Below are 14,344 nucleotides of genomic sequence, written 5' to 3' on the forward strand. Positions count from 1 at the left end.
TTCTATCGCTTATAAGCGTTTTAATTATTGGGCAATTATGCGGCTTTCATTTGCAACTTTAGCCAATTGGTTGATTGCTTGTTCTAAACTGAGCACATTGGTGTAACCAATAATTAAGCCATATTTATCTGGTTCACCTTTATACCAATGAGATAGGGGTGATACCTTTAACCCGTGTTGCTGCCATAATTGCGCTAGCTCTTGATCTTTGCTGCCTCGTTTAAGGTAAGCAATTATGTGCATGCCACCATCGGTTAATTCTATATTCAATATATCACCTAAAACTTGCTTTAATGCAGCCTCCATAATAACGCGGCGTTGTTGATAAAGCGTACGCATTTTTTTAATATGGCGATAAAAATGGCCTTCACTCATAAATAAAGAAAGTGCTTTTTGGGTAAAAAGCGGCATACCACTTTCATAGATGTTACCAATTTGCATAAATAGCTTTATTGTTTCTTTCGGCATAACGATATAACCAGCTCGCAAGGCAGGCATTATGGTTTTGCTAAAGGAACCAGTATAAATAACTCTATCATGGGCATCGATACTCTTTAATGCGCTAATTACTTTTCGTTTAAAGTGAAATTCGCCATCATAGTCATCTTCAATAATCCAACTTTTATTATTGCAAGCCCATTCTAATAGTCGCTGTTTTCGTGGTAAAGACATTGAAACAGTTGTTGGGCTTTGATGGGTCGGTGTGACAATCGCAAATTTTGCATCACTATGATGCTTTAATAGATAGTCTGTGTTTAGCCCCTTATCATCAATTGGAATATAATGAAGTTTTGGGATAATAAGGTCGAGGAATTGGGCCGCAATAAAATATCCCGGATTTTCAAAAAGAACCGTATCATTAGGTGTGGATAGTACCGCAAAAATAAGCCGCAAGCTGGCGCGGTAACCACTTGTTATAAAAATTTGCTCAGGCGAGCAATTAAGCCCGCGAGAGATATTAAGATAGCTGGCAATATTTTCACGTAATGGCTGATAGCCCATAAAAGGTGGCATGATAAGATCATTTTCATCCATATTACGGGCAGCTTTTTTTAAAGTTAAAAGCCATTTTTTATAAGGAAAGCTTTCAAGGGCTGGAATACCAAGGCGCAAATGCTTGGGCTGTGCGTTGCTTTTTTGTGCAAATTCACTCTTTGCGCCATTAGTGTTGCTATTTAAAACAACTTCAATGTTAAGTTCTGGGTTCACATAGGTGCCTTTAGCGCCTTGGCTTACCAAATAGCCTTCCCCAACAAGTATTTCATAAGCTGATGCTACAGTTTTACGCGCGACATTCAATTCACTTGCTAAAACTCTAATCGATGGTACGCGATCGCCCGCTTTAAGATTGCCAATACTGATTTCATTTCGGTACCGCTCATAAATGCTTTTGTAGCCCAAAATCATGTCCTACCTTTTTTTGTTTATTTTGGCTCTTTCTAATATGACTTAGCAGTTTAAATTGTGCAACTCAATTTAGCTTAAACCGGAGAAATTATGGAAATAACGCATTACAGCACACCAAGCGAAATATTGCAGTGCTTTGATCTAATGGCGATGTTGCGTCCAAAACTATTAAGCAAAGAAGCCTTTATAGTGCAGGTGCAACGTCAACAGCAGCAAGGCTATGCATTGCTGGGAGTTACTAACGCTACCATGCCGCTCGCATTAGCTGGATATCGTTGTATGGAAAATTTTATCCATGGTCGATTTTGTTATGTCGATGATCTTATCACCCATCCAACTGTACGCGGGCAGGGATATGCAAAAAATCTACTCGATAGTTTGGGTAAATTGGCCTTTGAAAAAGGGTGTCAGCGTATGGTGCTTGATACTGGATTGTCGAATAAAACAGCGCAAAAATTTTACCAACAGGTGGGCTATACAACCACTGGTTATCATTTATATCGCGATTTATATTAAAGGAAAAATTATGAGATTACTTCATATTAAGGTGAGCCAAGATTTAGAAGGATCTTCATCTCGCAAAGCATCAGCGTATTTGGTGGATAAACTAAAGGCTTTACACCCCGATATTTCGGAAACAATTATTGATTTAGCCCAAAATCCACTGCCGCACTTAGATAGTGCAATGATAACGGCCATTTTTACCAAACCTGAACTGCGTAACGAGGCGCAGTGGGAGCTGCTAAAAAAATCAGATGAATTGGTTGATCAGCTATTTAGCCATGAGATTTTGGTTATTTCCTCGCCAATCTATAATCTTGGATTACCATCGGTGTTAAAGGCATGGTTTGACCATGTAACACGGGCGGGTCGCACTTTTGCATTTAAATCGGATGGTACCAAAACAGGGTTGGTTCATAACTTAAAAGCCTTTTGCGTTCTTTCAAGTGGAAGTATTTTTTCAGCCGGCCCCTTTGTAAATGATGACCAGTTTACGCCATATGTGCGGGTTGCCTTGGAGTATATCGGCATTACAGATTTAACGAATTTTCGTATTGAGGGTACTCAAGACGTAAAAACACGTGACACGGCTTTAGCCCATGGCTTGAAGCAAATTGATCATTTTTTTGAGGTGTAACTATGTCAAATCGAGTAAATTTATTCAAAACCCAGCCAGCATTAGCAAAAGCTATGACTGAGCTGTCCAATAAAACAAGTGGTTCAAGCATGGATAATACATTGAAGCATCTTGTTTATATCTATAGTTCCCAGCTCAATCATTGTGCATTTTGTCTCGATATGCATGTTAAAGAAGCTAAAATCGATGGCGAGCGTGAATTGCGTTTGTTGCATATTCCAATTTGGCGTGAATCTACACTGTTTTCAGAGCGGGAAAAGATAGCCTTAGAGTTGACTGAGCAACTCACTCGGCTTGGTGAAAATGGTATTGAAGACGAATTATATTCAAAAATGCAATTGCACTTTAATGACGATGAAATAGGCCAGTTAATCTTTGTAATAGCTGTGATTAATAGTTGGAACCGGCTTATGATTGCGTCTAACATGACGCCGGGCTCCTTAGATCACTTATATGGTTTGGATAAGGCAAATTTAAAATAAAAATAAAGCCAGCAAGAAATTGCTGGCTTTTTTTTAACAGGTTATTTTTGCTGTATTCAATATGCGTTAGTCATTAAAAACAGATAATGTTGTGATACAAATATCCAACTTTAGAGCGTTTTCCGAAAAGTGTGAAGCGGTTTTTGGACAAAAAACGCGGCGTAAACAATGCATTAGAGCGCCGATCTGATCCAATCAGATCGAAATGCGCTCTAATGCTGGGTTTAATCGGTAAGCTATAATTCAGCGCGGCATTGAATATACCAATCACCATTAACTGCGCAAAAAAAAGCCCGGTAAAACCGGGCTTTTTATTATTCGCTTTTAGGAGCTGCTTTTTTAGCAGGAGCTTTGCGAGGAGCTTTAGCTTTTTCAGCTTTTTCTCCATCCGCTTCTTCGCTTTTAGCGGCTTTCTTAGCAGCTGGCTTTGCATCTGCGTCAGCATCTTTTTTCTTTGCTGCAGCTTTCTTTTTTGGCTTAGCTGCGGCTTTTTCTTCTTCTTCTTCAGCCGATGCAACCAATTCCTCAGGAGAAACTTTTTTGTCGGTTACTTTGATCTGGCTTAAAAGATGATCAATAACTTTTTCTTCAAAAATAGGTGCACGCAAATTAGCAACTGCATCAGGGGTGCGACGGAAGAAATCCATGATTTCTTTTTCTTGACCTGGATATTGTTGCAATTGTGCATAGACAGCGCGCTGCAATTCTTCTTCAGATACCTTAACTTCAGCTTTTTCACCAATTGCTGAAAGTACAAGACCCAAACGCACGCGACGTTCAGCAAGCTTGCTATATTCAGCGCGGGCTTCTTCTTCTGTTGTTTCTTCATCTTCAAAACTACGGCCAGCTTGCTGTAATTCTGTTGTGATTTGGTACCAAATATTGTTGAATTCTGCTTCAACCAAAGTTGAAGGTGTTTCAACCTTATAATCACCATCCAATGCATCAAGGATCTGACGCTTTACTTTTTGGCGGGTAATTTCACCATATTGGCCTTCAAGCTGTTCGCGTACGATTTCACGTAGGCGGTCAAGTGATTCAATGCCAAGCTTTTTTGCAGCTTCGTCATCAATAACAAGCGCATCAGGTGCAGCAACTTCTTTTGCTTTAATATCAAAAGTTGCAACTTTACCAGCAAGGTGAGCGGCATTGTAGTCTTCTGGGAAAGTTACGGAAATAACCTTTTCTTCACCAGCTTTAATACCGATTAATTGTTCTTCAAAACCAGGAATGAAGCTTTTTGAACCAAGAACAAGCTGAGTATCTTCAGCTGCGCCACCATCAAATGCAACACCATCAATTTTACCTAGAAAATCGATAGTTACGCGATCGCCATCTTCAGCAGCGCCGTCTTTTGTTGCAAAATTGCGGGTTGAAGAAAGAATGCGTTCAATTTGCTGTTCAACTTCTTCAGCTGGAATTTCAACAACATCACGAGTGATTGAAATACCAGAAAAATCTTTAACATCAATTGTTGGTAGAATTTCATAATTGATGGTAAATTCGAAATCAGCCTTACCAGAAAGAACGTTTTCTGCGTCCTTTTCATCTTCACTCATAGTAACTTTAGGCTGAGTTGCTGAACGCTCATTGCGCTCTGCCAAGATGTTTTGTGGTGTTTGATTGAGAATTTCATTTACAACTTCTGCCATAAATGAACGACCATACATTTTACGAATATGCTCTGCAGGCACTTTGCCTGGACGAAAACCCTTTAACTGAACCTTGTCCTTGGCGTCTAAAAGACGTTCTTCAAGCTTCGCTTTCAAATCCTTGGCTGGAACCACGACTTTAACTTCGCGCTTCAGTCCCTCATTAAGCGTCTCGGTAACCTGCATTACACAACCTTCACTTCTTTTAGAACATGCTTTAATTGCTGTTCATTTCAATCAAAATTCTGCATTAATGTAGATATTTTGCATCCAATGAAAACTATTTGCAATGAAATCTAAGTGAAATCTTTGCTATGGAATGCAATTTGTATCAATAAATGCATCGTACCTGTAAATACAAAACTGCGGTACCCAACAAGTTGGAATACCGCAAAATTCTTTTTGTGGTCTTTTAAAATGGTGCGGATGGAGGGACTCGAACCCCCACGGTCTCCCGCCAGAACCTAAATCTGGTGCGTCTACCAATTTCGCCACATCCGCACATGCTTTAATCTACATGACCACAGCGCACGTTCCTATAGCACTCTATTTTTAACTAGCAAAGGGCAAAACGAACTTTTTTTTGAAAAAAATTCAAAAAAAATAAAAAGTAAAATAAAAACAGTAAGTTGTATGTGTATAAAAATCGTGGAATTTGCTTATGTTTGTTTGCTTTTTTATGCTTTAAGGTAAAAAAATCGCATTTTATGCCTTTTAAAGCGCTATTTTTGTGAATCGCTTAATTAATAATTGCTCATTTATGAATCATTTGGGGGCCGTTAGCGATCATTATTACAATCGCTAACGGCCCCCAGTTGCAAATATTAGATATTTCTAGCATCAAAATCATAAAGCCAATCAAGGTCAGTTAAGAATTTTTCTTGCGGGCGCATTTTCATAAATAGGTTGCGTGCCAGCGCAACTGGTCCGCTGGCATGATAAACAAAGCGATTAAAATCACCGCGTTTGGCAACTTTTGTTAATCTTTCATGGCGGGCGGTCTCATAAGTTGTAATAGCGCTTTCAAAATCCTTGTGTTTTAAAAGTGCGCTTGCAAGGGTTGCCGCATCTTCAATGGCCATTGCTGCACCTTGGGCGGCAAATGGCGTAACGGCATGGGAGGCATCGCCAACAAATATTTCATTGTTAAGGCCGCGAAAACGCAGGCTTGGCATTTTGAATAAGGGCCAATAGGTCCAATCATCGGCCTGTTGCATAATATCTTTGATATTTTTATGCCAGTTAGAAAAATGGCTCAAAAGCTTGGCCTTGTCACCAGTTTTGCTCCAGCTTGGGCCCGGATTCTCCCCAGCGGTAATTGCAACAAAATTATAAACTTCATTTGGCCTTGCTGGATAGGTAATGAAATGACCATCGCCATGCATATAAACGCCAATGGTAGGCTTTTTATTGGCAGCCATAAAATCGGCGGGTACTTGTTCAAAAGGTAAGGTTGCACGCCAAGAAATATAACCAGAAAATTGTGATTTTTCTTTTAAATGCTTTTGGCGTAACTGCGACCACACACCATCGCTTATGACTAAAAGATCACCATTGACCGTTGTTGTTGTCTCACCTTGTTTTAGTGTGACAGTATAGCCTTGATCGAGTGAGCCGCTATAATCGACAATTTCATGGTCCAAATAAATGTCTATTAAAGGATGTTTTAAAAGGGCGTCATAGAGGATTTTTTGCAAATTGGCTCGGTGGATGGTGACGTAAGGCGCTTTCCAACGGTTTAACGATACTTCTTTAACTGGCAGCATGCTAAGAAGATCATCTTTGCGGCCATCTCTCATCATAACAGTTTCGGGCTCAACGCCAAATTTTTGAATATCGTCCAAAATATCGAAGTCACGTAATAGTCTTGTGGCATTGGGTGCAAGCTGCAATCCTGCGCCAACTTCTGCAAGTTTGGCTACTTTTTCATAAATTGCGATTTTATATCCGTTTTTTGCCAATGCGAGTGCGCTTGCCATGCCAGCAATACCTGCGCCTGAAATGATAATTTTGGCTTTGTCGGACATTATTTTACCTATCTTTATTATTGTTACATATCTGCGCCAAATTTTAGATAGCCAATTGCTGTTCCTATTGGAGGTTCAATCCAAAATAGAAATTCCAAATTATATATTTCTTGATTGGCATGGTTGTAGCGACACATATAAAAGAACAAGATGTTTGTATTTGGGATAAATCAAACACCGTCTAAATATCAAAATCTAATATGTTAAAAATCCTCAATAACCATCAAGATTATTGAGGATTGATCATTTTAAACTGCTGTTGCCAATGGTTGGTAAAAACAGTTTTCAGGCTTTGATTGGGTTGGGCCAAGGGCTGGGTTATAGCGATATAGGGTTGAGCAGTAAGGGCAAATTTTTTCAACATCGCCACCCATATCAAGGAAAATATGCGGATGATCATATGGCGGATTGGCGCCAATGCACATAAATTCCTTAGCTCCAATTTCAATCATTTTATACCCGCCATCGTTTTGGAAATGTGGTATATGATGATCAGCCATTTAAATGCTCCATTAATTGCTGTTACGATCCTATCATAGATCTGTTGATAGTGTGGCAAAAACTGTAATACCATCACTTATCTGTAATAAAAGAGATGATAATGCAAAAAAGTTATTTGCTGCTGTTATCAGAAAATATCAGCAAATAATATAATTAACTGCCAAATGCTGCAAGCTTTTTGCTATGGGGGCTTAAAAATAAAAAAGATACAAGCTTATGGTGATATATTCGTGGCGCTTTTGGAATTTTGGAGTAAAAATACCATTGCAAGGTCGAATCGTTGAGATATACTTTAAAAGTAAAAATAATTTTGTGTAAATTTGTTTGCGATCCAGTACGACTATCATCGCGGAAGGGGCTTTTATGAATACCGTAAAAAATACTGACAATAATAAGGTTGATAGTGTAAAGACTGGTGATGGAGCAATTACTTTTGATAGTGTCGAGCGTTTTGTAAACCGAGAATTTTCATGGTTACAATTTAATAATCGTGTGTTGATGGAAAGTGCCAATGCGCAACATCCATTATTGGAGCGTGTGCGTTTTCTTTCTATTTCTGCAGCTAATCTTGATGAGTTTTTTATGGTGCGTATTGCAGGACTTGCTGGGCAAGTTCGAGCAGGTATCCAAACCCGCAGCGCAGATGGGCGCACCCCGCAAGAACAGCTTGATTTCATTTTGCCAGAAGTCGATAGATTGCAAAAAAATCAACAAATGCAATTGCGTTTGCTGCGCACTGCCCTTGTTAAAGAAAAAATTGAAATTGTCCGTCCTGATAAATTAAGCAAAACGGAAAGGACTTGGCTTGAAGATCATTTTAGCCAACGTATTTTCCCAGTTTTAACACCGCTTTCAATCGATCCTGCCCATCCATTTCCATTCATTCCTAATTTGGGCTTTTCCATCGCATTACAATTGTCGCGCCGAGCCGATAAATATCCAATGACTGCCTTGCTGCGTTTACCAACAGCGCTTGAGCGGTTTATTCTATTGCCAGATGAGGATCGCGGTTCGCGTTTTATCACGCTTGAGGATACGGTTGGGCTATTTATTGGCCATTTGTTCCCTGGTTATGAAGTTAGTGGTGCAGGTACTTTCCGTATTATTCGTGATAGCGATATTGAAGTTGAAGAAGAAGCTGAAGACCTTGTACGGCTTTTTGAAAGCGCGTTAAAACGCCGCCGCCGCGGTCAGGTTATTCGTATTGAATTTGATGCAGAAATGCCGGAAGATTTACGGATTTTTGTTGCAAGTGAATTGGAAGTACCAGAAAATCGCATTAGCGTGCTTGATGGTTTGCTGGCTTTAACCATGATTTCAGAGGTTGTAGATCTTCCACGTCCTGATTTGAAATTTGTGCCTTATAATCCGCGCTTTCCTGAGCGTATCCGTGAGCATGGCGGCGATTGTTTTGCGGCAATTCGCGAAAAGGACATTGTTGTTCACCACCCTTATGAATCCTTTGATGTGGTTGTACAGTTTTTGCGTCAAGCCGCAACTGACCCTGATGTGGTGGCAATTAAGCAAACACTATATCGCACATCAAATAATAGTCCAATTGTTCGCGCTTTGGTTGATGCGGCAGAGGCTGGCAAGTCGGTGACGGCGCTGGTGGAATTGAAAGCGCGCTTTGATGAAGAAGCCAATATTCGTTGGGCGCGTGACTTAGAGCGGGCTGGCGTACAAGTGGTATTTGGATTTATCGAACTTAAAACCCACGCTAAAATGTCATTGGTGGTGCGCCGCGAAGACCAGCGCCTTCGCACTTATGTGCATTTGGGGACTGGTAATTATCACCCAATCACCGCTAAAATCTATACAGATTTATCCTTCTTTACCACTGATCCAGATATTGGCCATGATGTTGGTGGCATTTTCAACTTTATTACGGGCTATGCACGGCCTGATGAAGATATGAAAATTGCCTTTTCGCCACTAACATTGCGTTCGCGCATGTTGCACCATATTGAAAATGAAATGCAAAATGCCCGTCAGGGCAAAAAAGCTGCTATTTGGATGAAAATGAATTCGCTCGTGGATCCGCAAATTATTGATGCGCTTTATCGGGCAGGGCAGGCTGGCGTTAAAATTGATTTGATTGTTCGTGGTATTTGCTGCTTGCGTCCTGGGCTTCCGGGTTTTTCAGAAAATATTCGCGCCAAATCTATTGTCGGGCGGTTTTTGGAGCATAGCCGTATTTTCTGTTTTGGTAATGGCAATGATTTACCGAATGAAGATGCGATTATTTATTTCAGCTCGGCTGATATGATGCCGCGTAATCTTGACCGAAGAGTTGAAACATTGGTGCCAGTTTACAATAAAACCGTGCATCAACAAGTTCTTTCACAAATAATGCTTGCTAATATCATTGATAATCAGCAAAGCTTTGAAATCCTTAATGATGGCACATCGACGAAAATTCAGCGTCTTGCTGAAGAAGAAGCGTTTAACGCCCAAGAATACTTTATGACCAATCCTAGCCTTTCAGGGCGTGGTAAGTCATTGCGGTCTTCAGCGCCTAAACTTATAGCTCGTCGTAGCCGTGAACGCTAAGAAAAACAACAAGATTGATTGATTATGACACGTGCAAATGCTCAAGGTCGTCTCAAAGGGCGTAAACCAATTGCGGTTATTGATATTGGCTCAAACTCGGTAAGACTTGTGGTCTATGAAGGGTTGGTACGCTCGCCCACGGTTTTGTTTAATGAAAAAATCCTCTGCGGTCTTGGCAAGGGTTTGGCAAAAACAGGGCGATTGGAAGACGAGTCGGTAAAAATAGCACTGGCGACCTTGCGGCGTTTTAAAGCACTTTGTAAGCAGATTGATGTTGATAATATTCATGTGCTTGCAACTGCCGCCGCACGCGAAGCGGAAAATGGCCCGCAATTTATTGAAGAAGCGGGCGAAATTTTAGGCTGTGAAATTCGTGTTTTAACCGGCAAAGAAGAAGCAACCTATTCTGCGTATGGTATTTTATCGGCTTTTTACCAGCCTTCGGGTATTGTTGGTGATATGGGCGGCGGCAGTGTTGAATTGGTTGATGTTCATAAAAACAAAATTGGTGATGGTGTAACAACCCCTTTGGGCGGATTGCGCCTTATGGATATGTCGGATAATAACCTTAGCGAAGCGGTAAAAATAGCACGGCGTTATGTGCGTAAAGCCACATTATTAACCAAAGCGCGTGGGCGTAATTTTTACGCGGTTGGCGGTACATGGCGTAACCTTGCCAAGCTCTATATGAGCTTTAAGGGCTATCCTTTGCCGGTTATGCATGCCTATGAACTTATTCCAGATGACATTGATTATTTTCTTCATCGCATAGCCAAAGGCGATATTGAAACAATCAAAGGGATTGAAACAATTTCAAAAAATCGCCGTCAATTATTGCCTTATGGTGCGACGGTGCTTCTTGAAATTATCCATGTGATGAAGCCTGCAAAAATCATTTTTTCTGGTTCTGGTGTGCGTGAGGGCTTCCTCTTTTCCTTGCTAAACAAAACAGTTCGCAATTATGATCCATTATTATCGGCAACAGAAGAAATGGCGGTTTTGCGCGCTCGTTCGCCGCGTCATGCCAAGGAATTAATGGCTTGGACATTGCAAGCCTTTGAAACTTTGCAACTAACTGAAAGCGAAGATGAAAAGCGTTACCGCGAGGCCATTTGCTATCTTGCTGATATTGCTTGGCGTATTCATCCCGATTATCGCGGTATGCAAGCGGCCAATCAAATTGCCTATGGTGTTTATTCTGGTATCGACCATCCGGGGCGGGTTTTTGCTGCTTTAACGGTTTTTTACCGCAATGAAGGCTTGGTGGGTGATAAAAACGCCCCAGAAATTATTAGCCTTGCAACGCCGGATATTATTTACCGCGCCAAGGTTTTGGGTGCTTTTATGCGCATTAGTAATTTATTTTGTGCATCTAATAGTGGTATTTTACCTGAAACCTTCTGGTCTATGGAAGATGGCTGTCTTTCGCTCAATATCCCACAAAAATATCAAGATTTGGTGTCTGATCGCCCAATTGGTCGTTTGCAGCAATTGTCTAAATTGGTCAATATTCCGGCGCAATATCGTATCATTAATGATTAAGTCTTGATGCGATATTGATTTGCGCGCAATGGCGTAAAAAACTTATTATACATCTATCTCGTTTTATCGCGTAGTTTCATAAAACTGCGCGATATTTGCATGAAATGACAACAGTTTTATTGCTTTGAAAAAAATTGTTAAATTTTGCTTATTTTACAAATTGTAATATGGTCTTGCTGTCTTTAAAATAAGGTTTCAGGATTTAAAAAGAATGGGTATTGTTATGAAGCCGTTAATTGATCAATTTGATGTTTCACAAGAGGCGGTGGAGCAGGTTGTAAAAAACACCTTGGAAAATGCCGATGATGGCGAGCTTTATATGGAGTATCGCGAAAGTGAAGCCTTAGTTTTTGACAATGGCCGGTTAAAAACCGGTGCTTTTAATCAAGATCGCGGTTTTGGTTTGCGCGCTGTCGCTGGTGAAGCAACGGGCTATGCCCATTCAGGCGAATTTTCATTGGCGGCATTAAAACGGGCAGGTGATGCAGCCAAAGCAGTATCAGCCAATCATAGCGGTACTATTGCTAGCGCACCGCGCGGTACCAACCATCATCTTTATGGTGATGAAAGTCCGCTTGGCGCACCAAGCTTTGAAGAAAAAGTTGCTTTGCTTGAAAAAATTGATTCTTATTTGCGTAACAAAAATGGCGATGTTCGGCAGGTTACAGTATCCCTTGCTGGCTCTATCCAGCAGGTGGAAATTCTACGTGCAGATGGGCAATTGCTGCGTGATACACGTCCGCTTGTTCGCCTTGGTATTGGTGTTGTTGCAGCTCATGGCGATAGGCTTGAAAGTGGCTTTTATGGTTGCGGTGGCCGAAAGGCTTTTGAAAGCTTTATTACCGAACATAATTGGCAAATGGCGGCTGATGAAGCCTTGCGCCAAGCCTTAATTAATCTTGAAGCGGAAGATGCACCAGCTGGAACCTATGATGTAGTTTTGGCAAATGGTTGGCCGGGTGTTATGCTGCATGAAGCGGTGGGACATGGCCTTGAGGGTGATTTTAACCGCAAAAAAACCTCGGCCTTTTCAGGGCTTTTAGGTCAGCAAGTGGCTGCCAAAGGGGTAACTGTCGTTGATGATGGTACAATTCCAGATAGGCGCGGTTCTTTAAGTATTGATGATGAGGGAACGCCATCTGGTCGCAATATATTAATCGAAGATGGTAAGCTTGTTGGCTATATGCAAGATAGGCTAAACGCCCGTTTAATGAATATGCAACCAACCGGTAATGGCCGGCGCGAATCTTATGCCCATGCGCCAATGCCACGTATGACCAACACCATGATGCTTGGCGGTGATGCAACGCCCGAAGATATTATCGCTTCGGTCAAAGATGGTATTTATTGTGTTTCTTTTGGCGGCGGCCAAGTGGACATTACATCGGGTAAATTTGTGTTTGAATGTACCGAAGCCTATCGCATCCATAATGGTGTTGTTGGTGCGCCCATAAAGGGTGCAACACTTATCGGTAATGGGCCTGATGCGATGCACCGTATTTCGATGATTGGCAATGATCCAAAGCTCGATAATGGCATTGGTATGTGCGGAAAAGCAGGGCAAAGTGTACCAGTTGGGGTAGGGCAACCACATTTGCGCATGAATGGCATGACAATTGGTGGTACGAAAGCCTAATTAAGAGATGAGGAGTAGTTTAACTTATGTTTAGAGTTGAACTGCTCTTATTGTTTAAAAAGATGGCGAGATAAGTCTGGCTATCTATGGGGTTGAGAGGGGGCAATAAATGAAAATAATTCAAATAGTTAAATATTTGCAGTGACCTATTCTTTGTGCCTTATTTTTAGTGGTTTCCAATTATAGTGCATTTGCCAATGACAGTCTTGCTAGCCTAACCACGGGTGGTTTGGTTTTAGTAAAAAATGATGACATCGCGATGATCTCAGAAGATCTTTACATATCGCGTAACGAAATTATCGTAAATTATGTTTTTGAAAATTTAACTGATAAGGACATTGATGCACTCGTTGCCTTTCCGTTGCCAGAAGCCCCTGAATCTTACACAGGCGATATATCGGGTGCAGAATATGATGATAACGGCAACTTTATAGCTGAGGATTTTATTGGTTTTCAAGTTTGGGTTGAAGGCAAAGAGATTAAGCCAAAACTCAAAATAGAGAAAAAATTTGGAATATCTCGCGTTTGGCGCGGTGAGGATGTTTACCAGTTAACTTATTATTGGAAGCAAAAATTCCCCAAAAACAAGCAAATCAAGGTGCGCCATTCTTATGCGGCGCTTTATGGTGGTCATTTTGGGCTAACGAGTAAATCTGTTTTTTTGATGACGAAACGCAGAAACTTTATTGCCTTGATAATTCTTTTCGTGCTGCGCTTTATAAAGAATTTAAAAAGGGAAAAAATTTGGCTTGGGGTAATAATCTTGGCTATATCTTAACTACTGGCGGCAATTGGGCTGATGGGGTTATTAGAGATTTTAGATTGGTGGTTGATAAAGAAAAACCAGATACCATTGTTAGCTTTTGTGGAACTAATGTAAAAAAGATAAGCCCAACCCAATTTGAAATGCGCGTAAAAAACTTTAAACCAAGCCAAGAGCTTTACTTTCTTTTTGTTGATAAAGACCACTTTACTTCAATAGGAAAATAGGATTGGGGCGTTAAGTTTGAGATTAGCTATGCAAATGCCAAAAGCTGGTTTATTGTTAAATATAATTGGAATGATGTTTGCGCGTGTGAGCATCATCATTTTCAGCAAGGCTATCTTGGTATTGGCGGTGATCTATGGCCGCAAGGAAATGCGAATAATCATACCGCCCCCCATACCACCCCATGGTGGCTATTCGTTAATTGAGACGAAGATTTTGGCTGCCGTCGTTTTGATGCCGGAAAAAAATATCTTAACCATCATGGCCTATTTCAAACGCGTGGTGCTATAAATCAGTTCATTAGAGCGTATTTCGATCTGATTGGATCAGATAGGCGCTCTAATCCTTTGTTTACACCGCGTTTTTTGTCTGAAAACCGCTTCACACTTTTCGGAAAACGCTCTAGTGAATTAGATTT

12 protein-coding genes, 1 tRNA gene and 1 pseudogene are annotated in these 14,344 nt (G+C 40.8%); 9 read left to right on the forward strand and 5 right to left on the reverse strand.

Features of this window, described 5'->3' with window-relative positions; genetic code table 11:
- Positions 1-24: 24 nt before the first annotated feature.
- A complete protein-coding gene (locus N5852_RS06000) occupies positions 25-1,407 on the reverse strand; it encodes a MocR-like pyridoxine biosynthesis transcription factor PdxR (RefSeq protein ID WP_262099503.1) in 1,383 nt (460 codons plus the stop codon).
- A gap of 90 nt (positions 1,408-1,497) precedes the next feature.
- On the opposite strand from N5852_RS06000, the gene N5852_RS06005 reads away from it, so the two are divergent.
- The 3 genes from N5852_RS06005 to N5852_RS06015 are packed head-to-tail and all read left to right on the forward strand — an operon-like array spanning position 1,498 to position 3,027.
- Complete coding sequence (locus N5852_RS06005; RefSeq protein ID WP_262099504.1) at positions 1,498-1,923, forward strand: GNAT family N-acetyltransferase; 426 nt, start codon at positions 1,498-1,500, stop codon at positions 1,921-1,923.
- A 10-nt stretch (positions 1,924-1,933) separates the two neighbouring features.
- Positions 1,934-2,545: an FMN-dependent NADH-azoreductase gene (locus tag N5852_RS06010; RefSeq protein ID WP_262099505.1), complete on the forward strand. Its 612-nt coding sequence runs from the start codon at positions 1,934-1,936 to the stop codon at positions 2,543-2,545.
- Positions 2,546-2,547: 2 nt separating this feature from the next.
- Positions 2,548-3,027, forward strand: coding sequence for a carboxymuconolactone decarboxylase family protein (locus N5852_RS06015; RefSeq protein WP_262099506.1), 480 nt, complete (start codon positions 2,548-2,550; stop codon positions 3,025-3,027).
- Positions 3,028-3,341: 314 nt separating this feature from the next.
- On the opposite strand, the gene tig is transcribed toward N5852_RS06015, so the two are convergent.
- From tig to N5852_RS06035, 4 genes are all read right to left on the reverse strand, one after another.
- Positions 3,342-4,865: a trigger factor gene (gene tig / locus N5852_RS06020; RefSeq protein WP_262099507.1), complete on the reverse strand. Its 1,524-nt coding sequence runs from the start codon at positions 4,863-4,865 to the stop codon at positions 3,342-3,344.
- A 232-nt stretch (positions 4,866-5,097) separates the two neighbouring features.
- A tRNA-Leu gene (locus tag N5852_RS06025) sits at positions 5,098-5,180 on the reverse strand.
- Between the two features lie 323 nt (positions 5,181-5,503).
- A complete protein-coding gene (locus tag N5852_RS06030) occupies positions 5,504-6,706 on the reverse strand; it encodes an FAD-dependent monooxygenase (RefSeq protein ID WP_262099508.1) in 1,203 nt (400 codons plus the stop codon).
- A 248-nt stretch (positions 6,707-6,954) separates the two neighbouring features.
- Positions 6,955-7,206, reverse strand: a complete 252-nt coding sequence (locus N5852_RS06035) for a zinc-finger domain-containing protein (protein ID WP_182419097.1) — start codon at positions 7,204-7,206, stop codon at positions 6,955-6,957.
- Positions 7,207-7,570: 364 nt separating this feature from the next.
- Between N5852_RS06035 and N5852_RS06040 the strand changes: the two genes are divergently transcribed.
- The 6 genes and pseudogenes from N5852_RS06040 to N5852_RS06065 all read left to right on the forward strand — a co-directional run bounded on the left by N5852_RS06040 (position 7,571) and on the right by N5852_RS06065 (position 14,217).
- Positions 7,571-9,760, forward strand: coding sequence for an RNA degradosome polyphosphate kinase (locus N5852_RS06040; RefSeq protein ID WP_262099509.1), 2,190 nt, complete (start codon positions 7,571-7,573; stop codon positions 9,758-9,760).
- Positions 9,761-9,784: 24 nt separating this feature from the next.
- Entirely contained in the window at positions 9,785-11,302 is a 1,518-nt protein-coding gene (gene ppx, locus N5852_RS06045) for an exopolyphosphatase (protein WP_262099510.1), read from the forward strand.
- A gap of 223 nt (positions 11,303-11,525) precedes the next feature.
- Entirely contained in the window at positions 11,526-12,938 is a 1,413-nt protein-coding gene (tldD, locus tag N5852_RS06050; RefSeq protein ID WP_262099511.1) for a metalloprotease TldD, read from the forward strand.
- A gap of 169 nt (positions 12,939-13,107) precedes the next feature.
- A pseudogene (locus tag N5852_RS06055) lies at positions 13,108-13,584 on the forward strand (DUF4424 family protein); the annotation flags it as partial.
- A gap of 5 nt (positions 13,585-13,589) precedes the next feature.
- The gene (locus tag N5852_RS06060; RefSeq protein ID WP_262099704.1) at positions 13,590-13,928 is read left to right on the forward strand and encodes a DUF4424 family protein; all 339 of its coding nucleotides are present in this window, start codon (positions 13,590-13,592) and stop codon (positions 13,926-13,928) included.
- Between the two features lie 28 nt (positions 13,929-13,956).
- The gene (locus N5852_RS06065) at positions 13,957-14,217 is read left to right on the forward strand and encodes a hypothetical protein (RefSeq protein ID WP_262099512.1); all 261 of its coding nucleotides are present in this window, start codon (positions 13,957-13,959) and stop codon (positions 14,215-14,217) included.
- The last annotated feature ends 127 nt before the right edge of the window (positions 14,218-14,344 follow it).

The organism is Bartonella sp. HY328 (assembly GCF_025449335.1).
Lineage (GTDB): Bacteria > Pseudomonadota > Alphaproteobacteria > Rhizobiales > Rhizobiaceae > HY038.

Bases quoted from the DNA above. Each gene is read 5' to 3' on its own strand.
- N5852_RS06000 (WP_262099503.1), bottom strand. From the start codon at position 1,407: ATGATTTTGGGCTACAAAAGCATTTATGAGCGGTACCGAAATGAAATC.
- N5852_RS06005 (WP_262099504.1), top strand. From the start codon at position 1,498: ATGGAAATAACGCATTACAGCACACCAAGCGAAATATTGCAGTGCTTT.
- N5852_RS06010 (WP_262099505.1), top strand. From the start codon at position 1,934: ATGAGATTACTTCATATTAAGGTGAGCCAAGATTTAGAAGGATCTTCA.
- N5852_RS06015 (WP_262099506.1), top strand. From the start codon at position 2,548: ATGTCAAATCGAGTAAATTTATTCAAAACCCAGCCAGCATTAGCAAAA.
- tig (WP_262099507.1), bottom strand. From the start codon at position 4,865: ATGCAGGTTACCGAGACGCTTAATGAGGGACTGAAGCGCGAAGTTAAA.
- N5852_RS06030 (WP_262099508.1), bottom strand. From the start codon at position 6,706: ATGTCCGACAAAGCCAAAATTATCATTTCAGGCGCAGGTATTGCTGGC.
- N5852_RS06035 (WP_182419097.1), bottom strand. From the start codon at position 7,206: ATGGCTGATCATCATATACCACATTTCCAAAACGATGGCGGGTATAAA.
- N5852_RS06040 (WP_262099509.1), top strand. From the start codon at position 7,571: ATGAATACCGTAAAAAATACTGACAATAATAAGGTTGATAGTGTAAAG.
- ppx (WP_262099510.1), top strand. From the start codon at position 9,785: ATGACACGTGCAAATGCTCAAGGTCGTCTCAAAGGGCGTAAACCAATT.
- tldD (WP_262099511.1), top strand. From the start codon at position 11,526: ATGAAGCCGTTAATTGATCAATTTGATGTTTCACAAGAGGCGGTGGAG.
- N5852_RS06065 (WP_262099512.1), top strand. From the start codon at position 13,957: ATGCAAATGCCAAAAGCTGGTTTATTGTTAAATATAATTGGAATGATG.